This is a genomic window from Serratia sp. JUb9 (genome assembly GCF_014298095.1).
Lineage (GTDB): Bacteria > Pseudomonadota > Gammaproteobacteria > Enterobacterales > Enterobacteriaceae > Serratia_B > Serratia_B rhizosphaerae.
The window spans coordinates 3174973-3188390 of sequence record NZ_CP060416.1; the positions used below are offsets into that span (position 1 = coordinate 3174973).

Sequence of the window (13418 nt, forward strand, 5' to 3'; positions counted from 1 at the left end):
TGCCAACGACGGCCTTTCGTTTACTCACGGGTGATAGCCGCATGACGCGTTGCCGCTATGTCTCCCGCTCCGACAGCAGCGTCAGGCTGTTGCCATCCGCCGCTAAAACGCGCGCCGTATCCGGATCCAGCGCTTCGCGTGGCAACACCAGCCGCCAGCTGTTTTTCTCCGTATCCGGCTGGCGGAACAGCCCGACGACGGCCACAAATTTCGCTGCGGCATCCATTGGCATATCAAGAATGGCGGCATTGCCCGGTTTGAGCACCACATCGCGGCGGGCGAGCAGATCGCCGGTCAGCAGCGTTTCATCCTCCTTCAGCAGTTGCCGGTAGACCAGCGTGTCGAAGGCTTTACGATCCCGCAGTTGATAAACGCGAATCATCAGCGGTTGTGACGCGGAATTGCTCTCGCGCGCATCGGTATTCAGCGCCTCACGGGCAACAAAATCCAGATGCAACACCTTTATTTTTTTATAAAAAATGGACGTCACGGTCGATTTGGCGCCATCGGTAACGCTCTGGGTCAGGCCGCACCCTGCAAGGCCGAACGCCATGACGGGCAGCAGAAGACAAGCGGTTTTAGTCAAATTGGTACGCAACACGTCGGTTTCCTTGTATTGTGACTGCCGGCTGCAGGCCGCTGTAACAGCCGAGTTCCGTGGTAAAAGTCCGGGGAATATCTGCGGGAAGCGCCTCGTCTTCCACACCGAGCACGCCGTTCATTCCCAGCCAGAGCGGCGCTTCGCCCAGCGCCGGCGCCGCCAGCAGGCCGGTGCTGACGGCAAGCCGGATGCGGGCCTTAAAACGCCAGCCCAGATAAACCCGCAGCATCACCAGAAAATCCTGATAGAGCTGTCCGTCCGGCATCCAGCCCAGAACCTCCCGCTCGCAGTCGGTAGCCAGTTCAATCAACAACTGGCTGCTGGTGTCCATCGCTTCTTCACCCAGCACCTGGTTGCCGTCCAGCAAAAAATCGTCATCATCCGCAAAGCCGAGCGGCCGCTCGACCGCCACCGCCCGCAGGCAATAAGGACTGACGCACACGCGGGTGTGCGGCGCCAGCAGCTGCACCAGCGCCTGCAGACCCTCCTGGGTTTTCCCCGGCAGGCGCAGTACGCCCAACAGCGCCAGAAAGCGCGAGACCGGGGTGGCGATATGATGTGCCGTGCCCGGGATCCCCAGCCCCACCAGCCCCAGCAGCGACTGAGAGATGGCGTCGGCGCCGCCGGACTCAAAGGTGGCCGGGTAGGAATACTTGCGCCAGATGCGGTAAAACTGGGTCAGGATGCGGTGGTTGAAAATATCGAGGAACCCCTGCAGCGCCTCATGCCCTTCCCTGCGCTGCGTAATATCGTCCAGATAGGCGGTCGGCAGCGGTGAATCGACGCCGTACAGCCCCATAAAGGTGGTGCGCACCTTCGGCGGCGCATGCGCATCCTCTTCATGATATTCAACGGCTTTCAGTTCGCTGGCCGGAAACCCCATGCCCGGATGGGGCACCAGCCGCAGCGGATCGTCACCCGGTTTACTGGTCGCCCCTAACGGCGGACGCTGCGGATGGCGCTTTTCCAGCAGCTGGCAGAAACGATAAAAATTTATTCGCGTCAGTTCGGCTTCCAGGCGGGGAGTCAGCCGGGAATGCGGCGATTGTGTTTCTCTTCCCATTCCAGACGTTCTCCGGTCGGTTGCAAAATGATGATCAGGCGGTTAAACAGATAGATATCGGTATAGAGGGCAAAAAAACGGCTCAGCATTTCACCGAACAGACAAATATCCCCGTGGCCGGCAAAGCCCTGGCTGTCGAGCGTTACCTCAATCTGCACGCCCCGCAGCAGGTGTCCCTGTTCAAAACGCGCCGTCTCGCCGTGGCGGACATCGACAATCGCCTCCAGCCGGCGGCGGTTCATCTCGCTATCGCTCCACTCATACAGCGCCAGAGTACCGCGCAGCACCTCGGCGTTATCCATCATCGACAGGAAATTGCTGCCCAGATGGCTCAGCACGCGCCAGTGAAAACGGTCCCGGTCCGGCGGATAGCAGGGCTGCGTCGGCGCACAGAGGTTGCGCACCCGAATGCTGGCCGCGGTGGTTTTCATCACCGTATCCAGCACCGTGCTCTGCAGCGCCCGCCGCGGCAGCTGGCCGTTGGTGCCGGTAAGCGCCAGCGACAGACTTTCGTTGGCCGGCACCGTATGGTTATCGAACGCCTCGCCGCCCAGGATCAGCCAGGTGTTATACAGCCCGGACGGCCCCCGGCGCACGCGGGTGTGGTAATAATATTCCGGCGCCTCATGGCGCAACATGCCGCCCTTATGGCGAAAACTGGCAAACGGCACATAGGTATGGTTGCCGGACGACACCACCGCATCCACCGAGTAAATCTCGGTATGGCCGTCCTGTACCCGCATCGGGCGCAGCAGGTATTCGGTCTGCAGCGAATCGAGCGTCAGCGGATCGGACTCCAGCGGAAACAGGTTGATCACCGGCACGCAATGTAACCGCAGGTGCTGTTCCGTAAAGGTAAAGTCGTGTTGCCAGCGCTCGGCCAGCACCACCTCGATCTCGAACCACGCCAGCTGCGCCGGAAGCGCCACGGCGTCCATCCCCTTCAGACCGGTGAACATGAACTTCTCGCGGAAGGTGAAATACTCCAACAACAGCTGATAGCCGCTGAAACTGCTGTTGCCCGCCGGCCACAGGGCGTCATCATCACCAAAGCCCAGCGCCGTAAAATGGCCTTCCAGCGGCCGGCTGTCGGTCTCACCCGGCAGCCGCAGCCGCATACGGGAGACATTCATGGTGAAAGCCTGATGCATGGCGCAGGCCAGCGGCGCGTCGGCGTTCAGGTAGAGCGGGATGCAGCGGAGGTCGATACGGCTCCAGTCCGCCAGGCTGCTGCAGTTAAAGCGCAGCCGCACCAGCGAGCGGCCGTCCGGGTCTGTGGTCAGCGTCGCCGTTTCCAGCGACAGCGGCTGCAGGCACAGCTCCTGCGTGGTGGTGTAGCGACAACGCGTGCCCTTTTCGCCAATCGGCCGGGAGAGCACCTCAAAACCTTTGGCAATGCCCATTTTCTCTTTCATTTCCCGCCAGTCCGGGGTGAACTCCACCACCGACATCGACGGGATGGTACGCAGATAATGCGGCCACAGCAGGCTGACCAGCCCTTCGGTCAGCTCCGGCAGGTCATCATCCAGTTTCTCGCGCAGCCGCCCCATCAGAAAGGCAAAGCCCTCAAACAGACGCTCGACGTAAGGGTCGCGCGCGCCGGCCCGGTCCAGGCCAAGCATCGCCGCGCGTTCGGGGTGAGCCTGGGCAAACTCTTCGCCGGCTTCCAGCAGATAGCGCATTTCGGCGTCGTAATAACGCAGGGTTAGATCGTCCATAAAAACCTGATTATCTGAGGTGAGTGTGATTGCAAAAAAGCGTTCAGCCGCACAGTACCGCGGCGCGCGCCGGGTCGATGGCGATCAGGCCGGCCAGCAGCGCGTCCATCACCGGCTGTTGGCGGGCTTTATCCGCCTCGCTACGCGCGGCCTTCTGGCGCAGCAGCTTCAGGCGCCGGGCTTTAACCTCAAAGACCATGTCCGGCGACCACTGGCTCAGCGTCAGCGCCTGAGCGCTGTTGTCCAGTTCGCCCAGCAGATGCAGCGCCATCTCGTTTTTGCCGTACTGCTCCGTGACTCTGGCCATCAGCAGGCGCTGCAGCCAGCGATCGCGCGGCGACGTGACGCCCGGCCGCGCCTGCAGCCAGCCCAGCGCGGCTTCAATGCCGTCGCTGTCGGCTCTGGCCAGCACTTCCGGCTCCAGCGTCAGCAGGTCACCATCCGCCACCGCGACGCTGAGCGGCCCCTCATGCCAGCCCGTGGGATCGTCCAGCACCTGCTGGTTAATCCAGCCCAGCGTCACTTCATCGGCAAAGGGCGTGCCGTCATTAAATGCCAGCGACTCCAGCCCCGGCAAACGGCTAAGCAAGCCCCGCAAATCGCGGCTGATAATGTCCGCCCGCACCGCGTCCGCATCGGTTTTCTGCAGCGCCTGCCAGATGTACCACTGCACATCCAGCCACAGATGGTTAACTCCCTGAGCAAACAGGTTGTCCGCCAGTTCCAGCAGTTCCGCCCAGCTCTGCTGAAGGTACAGCCGCTTGAGATGCGCGCGGTGATCCGGCTTGGGCGCAGCAAGGCGCGTGCGACCGCTGGCGTCCAGCGGTGGCAGCGCCGTTAAGGTATCCCAGCGGACGCTTTTCATCAGGTGATGACCGGCCAGCCAGCCCCCTTCGCAATCGCGCAGATACTTCGCCAGCATTTTTGCCTGGTCGAGCAGATCGCGCCCTGAATTCACGGCATGCGCCGTCGGCAGCGCCGTGCCGGCGGACGCCGGCTCCGCGTTTTCTTCACGGCTGGTCTGCGGCACCAGCGTGCCGGCGCCGCCATTTTGCGCCAGCCGCGTTTCCAACGCCTGATACAGCGCCGACAGCCGGGGGCGGCTCGCCTCATCCCACCGTTCCATGGCCTGCTCGACCAGCAGCAGCGCGCCCGTTACGCGCCGCATCGTGGCCGGATCAACCTCCGGGTACAGGAACAGACTGTCGAGCACCCGGCCGCTGCCCAGCCACTCCAGCGCGCTTTTACGGCTGCGCTCGCGCTGCGGGTGCAGCCCGCCGTCAAACTGCTGCAGCATCGCGGCCAGCAGTTCCAGCCCCTGCGCTAGCCCCGCCTCGCCGTCCTGGTGCAGGCGCGCCCAGATGTAGAAGGTCACGACACGAATATCCTTGCAGCGCTGCGTCAGCAGCCTTTCCGCCAGTTGGCAAATCAGGTCGGTATCAATGCCGGACAGCTGATTGACCTCCTCCCGGATACGCTGGAAATCATCATCGTAGCCAGGGTCTTCCCCCGTGGGATTTTCGGCAGAAAGCGGCTGCAGCCAGTTTTGCCACTCTTGCACATAGCGACGCGCCTGCTGTATCAGCTCACCGTCATCCGCCTGGCAGGCGGCCACTAAATTTTGCAGCTGGCTCATTACTTCACTCCGTTCATCTCAACATCATCCATAGATTCCGCCAGCGCCTGCTCAGCCACGCGGAAGATCTGCCCCGGCAGGGTAAAGTTGCGCAGTTGCAGCAGCGCCAGCGGGCCACTGCCCAACTGTGAGCGCAGCACCCACTGCAGCGTGCGGCCATCCGGCGCGCTGAAGCTCATCATCCACCGGCTGCGATCCAGCTGGCCCCGTTTGCCCTGCTCCAGCCAGCGGATAAAGCCCCAGGTGCCGCCGTAGTCGCCAAACAATCGGGCGCCGGCGTTGGTGCTGCTCCAGGTCAGCATGGTGCCCGGCTTATAGGTATCTCCCGGCCAGCGGAAAGCCTGCCATTCCGCCATCTGGTTGAAGTAACGCAGTTTCTGGCCGTCAATAGTCAGCGTGGTTTCCACCACCTGAGGCGTCGGACGGGCCTGAAGCTCAAAGCCGATCCCCTGGCTGCCGTCGGTAAACAGAATGTCCGACAGCTGGCTGAGCTGGTTGACGGCCTTCAGAAACGCCGGGTTCACGTTCAGCCCCTGACTGTTGGTTTTATCCACCACCCACCGGCTGCCCTCTTTATGCAGGACGCCGCCCAGTTCCTGCGTCAGAAAACGTTCAATGCGGCCGGTGTCCTTGCGGATAAACTCCGCCAGCATCGGCAGCGAGGCTTCGCTTTTACTGGCGGCGAACGGATAGCGGCCATCGAAGGCACTCTGCCAGTTGCTGACCACCGCCCTGCGCCACTTGCCGTTCAAGCTGGCGGCGGACGGTTGCAGCACGGTTTCCCAGGCCTGCGTCGGCGGCTGGACGAACATCGTCTGCCCGAAGCCGCTCCACTCCTCGCCGAGGCTGGCGGCCATCAGGCTGCCGTACTGCTGGGTGTCGGTCAGATCGACGCTTTTGCCCTGAAATACCGTCTGCGCCAGCGTCTGCATCTTTTCCTGCGGGTCCGAGGCGCTGGCCACCTGCTGCAGCCGTAACCGCACGCGGGTGATGCGGGTCAGGTAGATTTGCAGGCTAAGGGTGCCATCGGCCGCCATCACCTGACCGGCCGGATTTTTGCCCATCAGGGTCAGCAGCGGGCCGAAAGCCTCATCCAGCGGGCCAACCGGCCCGGCCGCGCTCTGATCGATGGCCGGCCGGCTGTCGCTGTGGATCAGCTCTTTCGCCGATTTGAGCAGCGAATCGGACAGCGCCTTGCTCTTCTGCCCGGTTTGCCCCTGCCAAGCCAGCGTATTCATCAGGGCAATCAGCGGCGACTGTCGTACGTCGCTCATCAGCGTCAGTTGGTCGGTCACATCGGCAATGGTGCTGGCCGGCTGCCAGTGCAGACCGTTGAGGAAACCGAGCCAGCTGCCGGCAAAATCCGTGAAGTAACGCTGCGTCAGGCGGGCCTTCAACGCTTCCGGCGAAATATCCGCCGCGACGCCCTGGCTGCTGTCGCTCAGCACCCAGTCGATTTCATCGCGCCGGGCTTTGGCCGCCTTCTCTATCGCCTGCTGAATGCCCCCTTCCCAGGCCTGACGGGTGAACATCCCCGGCACCACCTCCCGGCTGTCGAACAGCCGCCGGGCATCGGTGCCGCCGGTCATATCTTCCAGCCGCAGATCGGCAAAGTTACGGCGCACCGATTTGAGCATATTCTCATACAGCGTACTTTCGGCGTTGCGACGCCCGATCTGCTGCAGCAACACCTGACGGCTCTGGCTGACCAGCGCCGCATCCGGGGTAATTTTCCAGCCGGGCTGATGAGCCAGCTCGGCGATATAGAAGGCCCACAGGTCCGGCGCCAGGCTCTGCCACAGCCCGGGGGAAATACCGCGGGGCGCAGGCTGCACCGCCTGCAGGGTTTGCGCATAGAAAGCGGCGTCAACCTTATCCGGGCGCGCCATCATCAGCCAGGCTTTCAGCCGATCGTAACCGGGTTTGGCCAGCGCGATGCGCTGCGGGCTGTTGGGCGGCGAATTCACCAGTTGGGTCAGCTTTTGCCGCAGCGCGTCGCCGGCCGGATCGCGAATCAAACGGTTATTCGCCACGCCGTACCAGGGCAGCATCGCGGCCAGCAGCTGCGGATTGTGATCCAGCCCGAAACGCTGATACCAGGGCGAGCCTGCGCGGCTATGCTGCTGCAGACGGCCGGCGTCGTTGCGCAGCGCATGCAAAGCGCCGAGCTGCGCATCCGTCACCGCCGGCCGGGCGACCAGCGCCTGCGCTTTGTCCGCCACCGTGACGATTTGCTGGCGGTTGGCAACGAAGGAAATCGTCATCCCCACGGCCCACAGCCCGATGCCGGCCATCACCGCCAGCGCCAGCGTCTGTTCCCGGGCCATGCCAACCCGGCGGCCGCGGACGCGGTCATGAAGGATGCCCTGCCAGGCGTCGGAGAAGGTAACGGCATGTTGATGCAACGCCGTAGGGACACTCTCTCTGCTCCCTTGAGCATGTTCGTCAACCGCATCCGGCAGGCTGAACATCAGACCGCGCAGCGGCACGCGTTGTTGGGCACCGTACAGCCATGGCGCCAGCGCATTTTTCCAGCGCACGCCACCGCCCTGATCCAACCGCTGCGCCAACCGCAGCAGAAAATCAAAGGCCCGGTTTTCCGCCACCTGGGATAGCCCCTGCTCACGCAGCTGCGGCACCAGTTCGCCGAGCCGGGTCGCCACATCATCCGCGATGGCCCGCGCCGGCAGCGTGATGCCTACCGGCTGGGGTTTCCGGCCCGTCTGCAGCCAGTCGCTATCACACAGCTGCCACAGCCAGACCGGCGGCTGATAGCGCAGCAGGCCGCCGATTTTTTCCAAGCCGCGCAGATCGCTGTCGCTCAGCTGCGGCGTCAGCGACTGGTCTTTATTCAGCACGCGAATGATACCGTCCAGCGGGCGGCCGCGGCGCAGCGTGCGCAGGGCGGCGTATTTTTCGCGTTCGGGTTCCGATGTCAGGCTACCGCCATAAATCAGCACGGTGCGGCTACCCTCGAGCCAGCGATGGGATTGCAGGCCAGGAACCAGTTGTTCAATCGCGGCGTCATCACCGCAGATCAACAGCAGACGCACGTTACGGCGCCAGAACGGGCCGTAGCGAGAGCGGAGATGTTTTTTCAGCGCGACATACGCGGTTTCACGCTCACTTGCCGTTGTCGGTTGACGCTTGCGGGATGTCGACGGGCTAACCTTGTCCTTAATCAGCAAGCGGAAAGCCATAAAACCCAGCGTCAGCAGGCTGAGCGCCGTTCCCCAGACGATAAAACCGGCGACGATCAGCGGACGCAACGCATCCCATTGCGTAGCACGTTCGCTCCCCCATAGCCACCATGCCAGCCCGCCTAGCAGGACCAGTAGCGTGGTCACAGCAATACAGACGGCGGCCGTGGCTGCCACAGAAATGACAGCAGGTTTATTGACGTTGTCCATCAGGTTTTACAATTCCAAGTGCGAGGGTGTTGATCGGGTCGCGGGCAATCCAGCCACACGGTTGTTGGTGGTGCGCGGCGTAAATTGCCGCCAGCGATAAAACGATCAGAGCGTCCATATCGCCGATATCTCCCCAGTAGGCATCCTGCAGATGCTGGCTGACGTCCCAGCCACTGGACGCCAGCGCCTCCAGACCGGGGTGGGAAAACAACGGGCAGGCCTCGGGGGGGGCTTCCAGTTCACTCTGTTCCAGCGCACGGGCACAGACCGCGGGCAAAGCATCCCCCCTCTCGGCCGAGAAAGCTTCTCCACGCGTCATTTGCACCGGGCCGTGCCGCCCGGCCAGCCACAGGACGGCGGACTCCCCGACGGGACGTTTGCTCCCGGACTGCGCGGCGACCACCTGACAGCCGGCGATCAGCACCGTGTCTTCAGGCCCGGCGTCGGCGAGGTAGCTGGCGATAGCCATCAGGCTGGCTTCCCCTTGCCAGGGGGCTGGCCGCGCCGGCAGCTGGAGCGCCGGGAAAGCGGCAGCCATTTGGGTGCGGAATGCCTGCCAGGCAACGTCGGCTCCCTGCCAGTAGCAGCGCAGCGGCGCAGTGAGCGGGCTTTCGCCACGCTGCCTTTGCCACTCAATAACCAGCAGTTCCGCCAGCCGCTTTTCACGCATACCGGCGTCAGCGGCAAAAATTTGCGGCAGTCTCAACGTGTTACCGCCACCTTCTCTTTTTTCTTCCGGAGGACGCTGCTCACGATTAAGCACCCGCAACCAGTCGGTTGTGCGCGTACCCGCAGGCCCCAGCAATACGCCTTCCCTTAACCAGAACGGCTGGCGATGCTGCGCCCACCACCGCTGCCGTTCATAGTCCACCAACTGGTAGTAGAAAGCGGCGTTATGCACGCTGATGCGGTAGTACAGCAGCCGGGCCAGCCAGCCGGTACCTGCCAGCAGCAGTGCCAACAGGATACCGGTGGCGACCAGTAAGCGGTTCCCTTGCGCAGACGCCAGCAGTGCGCTGGCGCTGCCGCACAGCAGCATCAGCAGCGCCGCAGCCGACAGCCAGCGGGCGGTACTGGGCGGACGCGCCATTTTGTACTGCGGATAGTCAGGAACGCGCCTCACTGGTCAATACCGCAGTCGGGAAACGAGCTGACCAGCGTACAGCCGCAGGCGCAGCGGTGGCCGTGCAGCGCCACCGGCTGCCCATCGATCGTGGTGCGCGAGCTGCCTTCCGCAATGGTGGTCATACCGTGTTTATTACAGCTCACCGGATCGCCCTTACAGGCAAACCCCTGACCAAAGCACTGATAACGCCCCGCCAACACCCTGCCGCCGTATTCCCGCAGCCGGTCCCCTTTACGGATGACTTTATTCATCGACAGCTCCTTCTCAGGCGATCGAGGTCAGGATTTGCTCAAGCCAACTGGCCGGGATCGCGGCCTGCGCCCGCGCCAGCTGCTGTTCCGCCACCCGTGCTTTTTGCTGGGCGACCACGACGCCCGGCTCCCGGGTAAATGCCCGCAGCCGTTCCCCGCCCGGCAGCTGCGGCACGGGTTCCCGGGTGATCCGATCCAGTACTTCAACCTGCAGCGCCCGCACAGCCCCGGTTGCCGCCAGCCCTGACAGTTTTCCGCTCAGGCTCTTTTGTTTGAAGCTCAGCACCACGCCGGTGGTCAGGGTGGCAAACCCCACCAGGTTGCCGGCGATCACCAGCGGCGACAGCGACTTATTACACTTGTCGCTGAAGTAAATCATGCGGTAGCGGAAATAGCCGCCCCACATCTCGCGCGAACCCAGCGCGGCGTGCATAAACCAGGCGCGCGAGTCATGCACCTGATCGTCAAACAGCGCTCTGACCAGCCCGGCAGGCTGCTCCGCGTTGCTGGCCTCACCGGCTTCGGGGAACAGGATGGCCACGCGGGCCTCCCCGGCTGCCTTCATCCGCCGGTATTCCTGCGGCTCATCATCGGTATTGAGCACGAAAATCATCGGCTGCAGCACGGTATCCAGCACCGCCTGCGCCAGATTCTCCGGAATGCGGTAGCCGTCAAAGTAATCCTTGCCAAACTCCTTCGCCGCTTCAAACAGCTGGGTCTGCGCCATGTCCGGGTCGAAATCCTTGACGCCCGGATAGAGCACCAGATCGTCCATCTGGTCGGCGGGCTGTTTTGCAATCTGATCGTTGCGTAATTCAATAATATCTTGCTGTTTTTTATTCCGTGCCTTTTCAGCCGCCTTACGTGCGGCAGGCAACGCTTCGCTGTTCGTGGCGCGCTGGTAAAATGGCGTTTTCAGCATCGTTCCTCTGGCATAGCGGTCGATGCGCCAGGCGGTGATCCAGGCAATCTGGTTTTCGACCAGGCTTTCCAGACTGCCGCTGGCGCGCGGCGGATCGTAGCTAGAGGCTGCTTCAGGGGGGACTTTTTCTGGCGTGGTCAGATTCAGGGTGAGTTCGCGCCAGGCGTTGAATCTTAATACCAATTCAGGAGCGACGACAAAATCTCTCAACTGTTCAGCATCAAGAGAACGCCAAATATCTGTCTTCATACTCTCAGGTAAATAAGATTTATTGACTTTTAATGGTGCACCAGATGAAAAAGCGCTTGAATATAGGTCATGCAACACTATTTGCGATAGTAAATAACCATCATGTTCAGCATTGGCTTTTCCCTGATCCCCCGGCGGATAACCGCCGCCCAGATCCGAGTGCATCCCCGGGTACACCACTTCGGTAGCATAAGGCGGGTACTTGCCGTTACCCCGGCGCACCGAGTCCATCGGAAAGCAGAGGCGCTGTTCATGGCCGGACACCAGATGCATGCATTTTTTTATCAGCCCCGGGTAAGTTTCATCGCTCGGCAGCTCCATCGTGCCGTCCGCCCAGGACATATGCCCCTCGGCAATCGGCACCACGTGCGCCACCCCGACCGAGGCCACGGTGTCCAGCAGCCCGAGAAACTCCACGCTGATGGGCAGCTGCATTTCACCAATCTGCAGGCACTGCGGGGGATTTTCCCCTGCCGCCGCCGGCGGCGGCAGCAGCTCGCTCAGCCAACGCACAAAGGCGCGCGCCGCCGCCGCGCCGCGGGAAAAACCATAGACGTACAGCTTGATCCCTAACAGCTTCGGTTTGCCCGGCTCCGGCTGGGTCAGCAATGGCCTCAGCTGCGGGGCTAACTCATTCAGTAAACGACAAAACTCCTCATAGCGGTTATGGCTGCCGCCAAACCACAGGCGGTCCCAACTGGTGCCCATCTTGCTGATGGATTTACGGCTGGCGCCTTCTGACAGTTTGATACTGTTGTTTTGCGGGTCTTTGCTCACGCGCATAAGTACATCGATAATACGCAGCAGCGCCCAGTTAATGCGTTCCTCCCCCTTGGTTGCGGCCACCAGCCCGGCAAGGGAGTAGTCCGGGTCGTTCACTTCCGGGAACGGGGTGCCCACGCCGGGAATATAAAATTTAAAGTATTTCCCGCCGCTGTCATTCGCCGCATCCAGTGATACCTTCTGCTGGTCAGGAACGCCACCGGCAGTGCCATCACCGATGGTGGCGCGGAACAGACGGGCAATATTGGTCGGATGCTTGGGATCAGACAGAAGCAGGTCATTATTCAGGTTATTGCCGGTGCCGTCGAAAAACAGGCTGATATGCAGCGTTTTACAGCACGGCGGCTCCACGCGTCGTCCGGCGGCCAGACACAACTCCTGCCGGTAGAGCCGCTCGGCGCTGTTCTGCTGATGGCAGTTCTGCCCGACCTGCAGCGCCTGAGTCGGCAGGCGTCCCTGCGCCGGAAACGGCGGCGGCACCCAGGCCAGATCGGTTTCTTTTACCTCGGACATACTTTCGGCTCCTTCATCCTGATGGGCGCTTTTATCGGGTAAGCGGGGCTGCCGTAGGTGTAGCAACTGGTTGTCACCTTCACCTCGTCGCAGGGCAAAAAGTGCACCGTAATACCGCAGACATCCTGGCCGTTATAGTCGGGAACCGGCACGGTTTTGCTGTGCTGGCGGTGGCTGGCTTTGATTTTTTTTTCCCATTCCAGATACCTATCCCAATGTTCATACCCTGGGAAATCATCTGTCGATGCCTCCCCGCTTTCCCAGTCAATACGCACCGTCATGCCCGGCGTCCAGCGGGCGGATACGCTGTAACAGCAGCCGCCACCGCCGCCCTGATACGGACCGATAATGTCGATACCCGACTGGTGATTGACGCTGAAATGGTTAATCGCCCATTTGGTGTGGTTGATGGCATCAATGGTGCCGCCCCCGCCGCCGGCCTGTGCGGCGGGCTGTGAGCAGCCGGTTAACAGCAGCAGACCCGCCAGCAGCGGGCTTAACAGTGAATGTTTCATCTGACTTTCCTTGTATCACGCGTGCAGTCACGCTGAAATGGGGGGAGATTCCCAGTCCGGAGCAGTTTCCGTTACCGCGGACAGACTTTCGGCTCCTTCATCCTGATGGGCTCTTTTATCGGGTAGTTGGCATTTCTCGGTGACCAGCAACTGGTTGTCACCTTCACTTCGTCGCAGGGCAAAAAGTGCACCGTAATACCGCAGACATCCTGGCCGTTATAGTCGGGGATCGGCACGGTTTTGCTGTGCTGGCGATTCTGGGCTTTCATTTTCTTAGCCCAAGCAAGATATTGTTCCCTGTTCTCATAACCGGGAAATCCATCCATATCTCCAGCCCCTGTTTCCCAGTCAATACGCACCGTCATGCCCGGCGTCCAGTGGGCGGGTACGCTGTAACAGCAGCCGCCACCGCCGCCCTGATACGGACCGATAATGTCGATGCCCGACTGGTTATTGACGCTGAAGTGGTTAATCGCCCATTTGGTGTGGTTGATGGCTTTGATCGTGCCGCCCCCACCGCCGGCCTGCGCGGCGGGCTGTGAGCAGCCGGTTAACAGCAACAGACCCGCCAGCAGCGGGGTTAACAGTGAATGTTTCATCTGACTTTCCTTGTATCACGCGTGCAGTCACG

The 13418-nt window shown here is 61.8% G+C and carries 10 protein-coding genes; all 10 read right to left on the reverse strand.

Going from position 1 to position 13418, the window contains the following annotated elements; all coding sequences use genetic code 11:
• Positions 1-55: 55 nt before the first annotated feature.
• Positions 56-601 (reverse strand): type VI secretion system lipoprotein TssJ, encoded by a 546-nt coding sequence (gene tssJ / locus HF675_RS15075; protein WP_187043325.1) that lies wholly within the window; start codon positions 599-601, stop codon positions 56-58.
• Positions 579-1664 (reverse strand): type VI secretion system baseplate subunit TssG, encoded by a 1086-nt coding sequence (tssG, locus tag HF675_RS15080; RefSeq protein WP_187043326.1) that lies wholly within the window; start codon positions 1662-1664, stop codon positions 579-581. Before tssG ends, tssJ begins: the two co-directional genes overlap by 23 nt.
• Positions 1628-3382, reverse strand: a complete 1755-nt coding sequence (gene tssF / locus HF675_RS15085) for a type VI secretion system baseplate subunit TssF (protein WP_187043327.1) — start codon at positions 3380-3382, stop codon at positions 1628-1630. Before tssF ends, tssG begins: the two co-directional genes overlap by 37 nt.
• 43 nt (positions 3383-3425) lie before the next feature.
• Positions 3426-5018, reverse strand: a complete 1593-nt coding sequence (gene tssA, locus HF675_RS15090; RefSeq protein WP_187043328.1) for a type VI secretion system protein TssA — start codon at positions 5016-5018, stop codon at positions 3426-3428.
• A complete protein-coding gene (locus HF675_RS15095) occupies positions 5018-8428 on the reverse strand; it encodes an ImcF-related family protein (RefSeq protein WP_187043329.1) in 3411 nt (1136 codons plus the stop codon). Before HF675_RS15095 ends, tssA begins: the two co-directional genes overlap by 1 nt.
• Positions 8412-9551, reverse strand: coding sequence for a hypothetical protein (locus HF675_RS15100; RefSeq protein ID WP_255427289.1), 1140 nt, complete (start codon positions 9549-9551; stop codon positions 8412-8414). The genes HF675_RS15095 and HF675_RS15100 overlap by 17 nt, the downstream gene beginning before the upstream one ends.
• Positions 9548-9805, reverse strand: a complete 258-nt coding sequence (locus tag HF675_RS15105) for a PAAR domain-containing protein (RefSeq protein ID WP_015671830.1) — start codon at positions 9803-9805, stop codon at positions 9548-9550. The genes HF675_RS15100 and HF675_RS15105 overlap by 4 nt, the downstream gene beginning before the upstream one ends.
• 13 nt (positions 9806-9818) lie before the next feature.
• A complete protein-coding gene (locus HF675_RS15110) occupies positions 9819-12272 on the reverse strand; it encodes a DUF2235 domain-containing protein (RefSeq protein WP_187043330.1) in 2454 nt (817 codons plus the stop codon).
• Positions 12260-12787 carry a DUF3304 domain-containing protein gene (locus HF675_RS15115; protein ID WP_187043331.1) on the reverse strand — a complete coding sequence of 176 codons (528 nt, stop codon included), beginning with the start codon at positions 12785-12787 and terminating at the stop codon, positions 12260-12262. The genes HF675_RS15110 and HF675_RS15115 overlap by 13 nt, the downstream gene beginning before the upstream one ends.
• A gap of 71 nt (positions 12788-12858) precedes the next feature.
• Positions 12859-13386 (reverse strand): T6SS immunity phospholipase A1-binding lipoprotein Tli1-KP, encoded by a 528-nt coding sequence (tli1, locus tag HF675_RS15120; protein WP_187043332.1) that lies wholly within the window; start codon positions 13384-13386, stop codon positions 12859-12861.
• Between the last annotated feature and the right edge of the window lie 32 nt (positions 13387-13418).

Excerpts from the sequence above, each read along its gene's own strand:
- tssG (WP_187043326.1), bottom strand. The coding sequence starts at position 1,664 with ATGGGAAGAGAAACACAATCGCCGCATTCCCGGCTGACTCCCCGCCTG.
- tssF (WP_187043327.1), bottom strand. The coding sequence starts at position 3,382 with ATGGACGATCTAACCCTGCGTTATTACGACGCCGAAATGCGCTATCTG.
- tssA (WP_187043328.1), bottom strand. The coding sequence starts at position 5,018 with ATGAGCCAGCTGCAAAATTTAGTGGCCGCCTGCCAGGCGGATGACGGT.
- HF675_RS15095 (WP_187043329.1), bottom strand. The coding sequence starts at position 8,428 with ATGGACAACGTCAATAAACCTGCTGTCATTTCTGTGGCAGCCACGGCC.
- HF675_RS15105 (WP_015671830.1), bottom strand. The coding sequence starts at position 9,805 with ATGAATAAAGTCATCCGTAAAGGGGACCGGCTGCGGGAATACGGCGGC.
- HF675_RS15110 (WP_187043330.1), bottom strand. The coding sequence starts at position 12,272 with ATGTCCGAGGTAAAAGAAACCGATCTGGCCTGGGTGCCGCCGCCGTTT.
- HF675_RS15115 (WP_187043331.1), bottom strand. The coding sequence starts at position 12,787 with ATGAAACATTCACTGTTAAGCCCGCTGCTGGCGGGTCTGCTGCTGTTA.
- tli1 (WP_187043332.1), bottom strand. The coding sequence starts at position 13,386 with ATGAAACATTCACTGTTAACCCCGCTGCTGGCGGGTCTGTTGCTGTTA.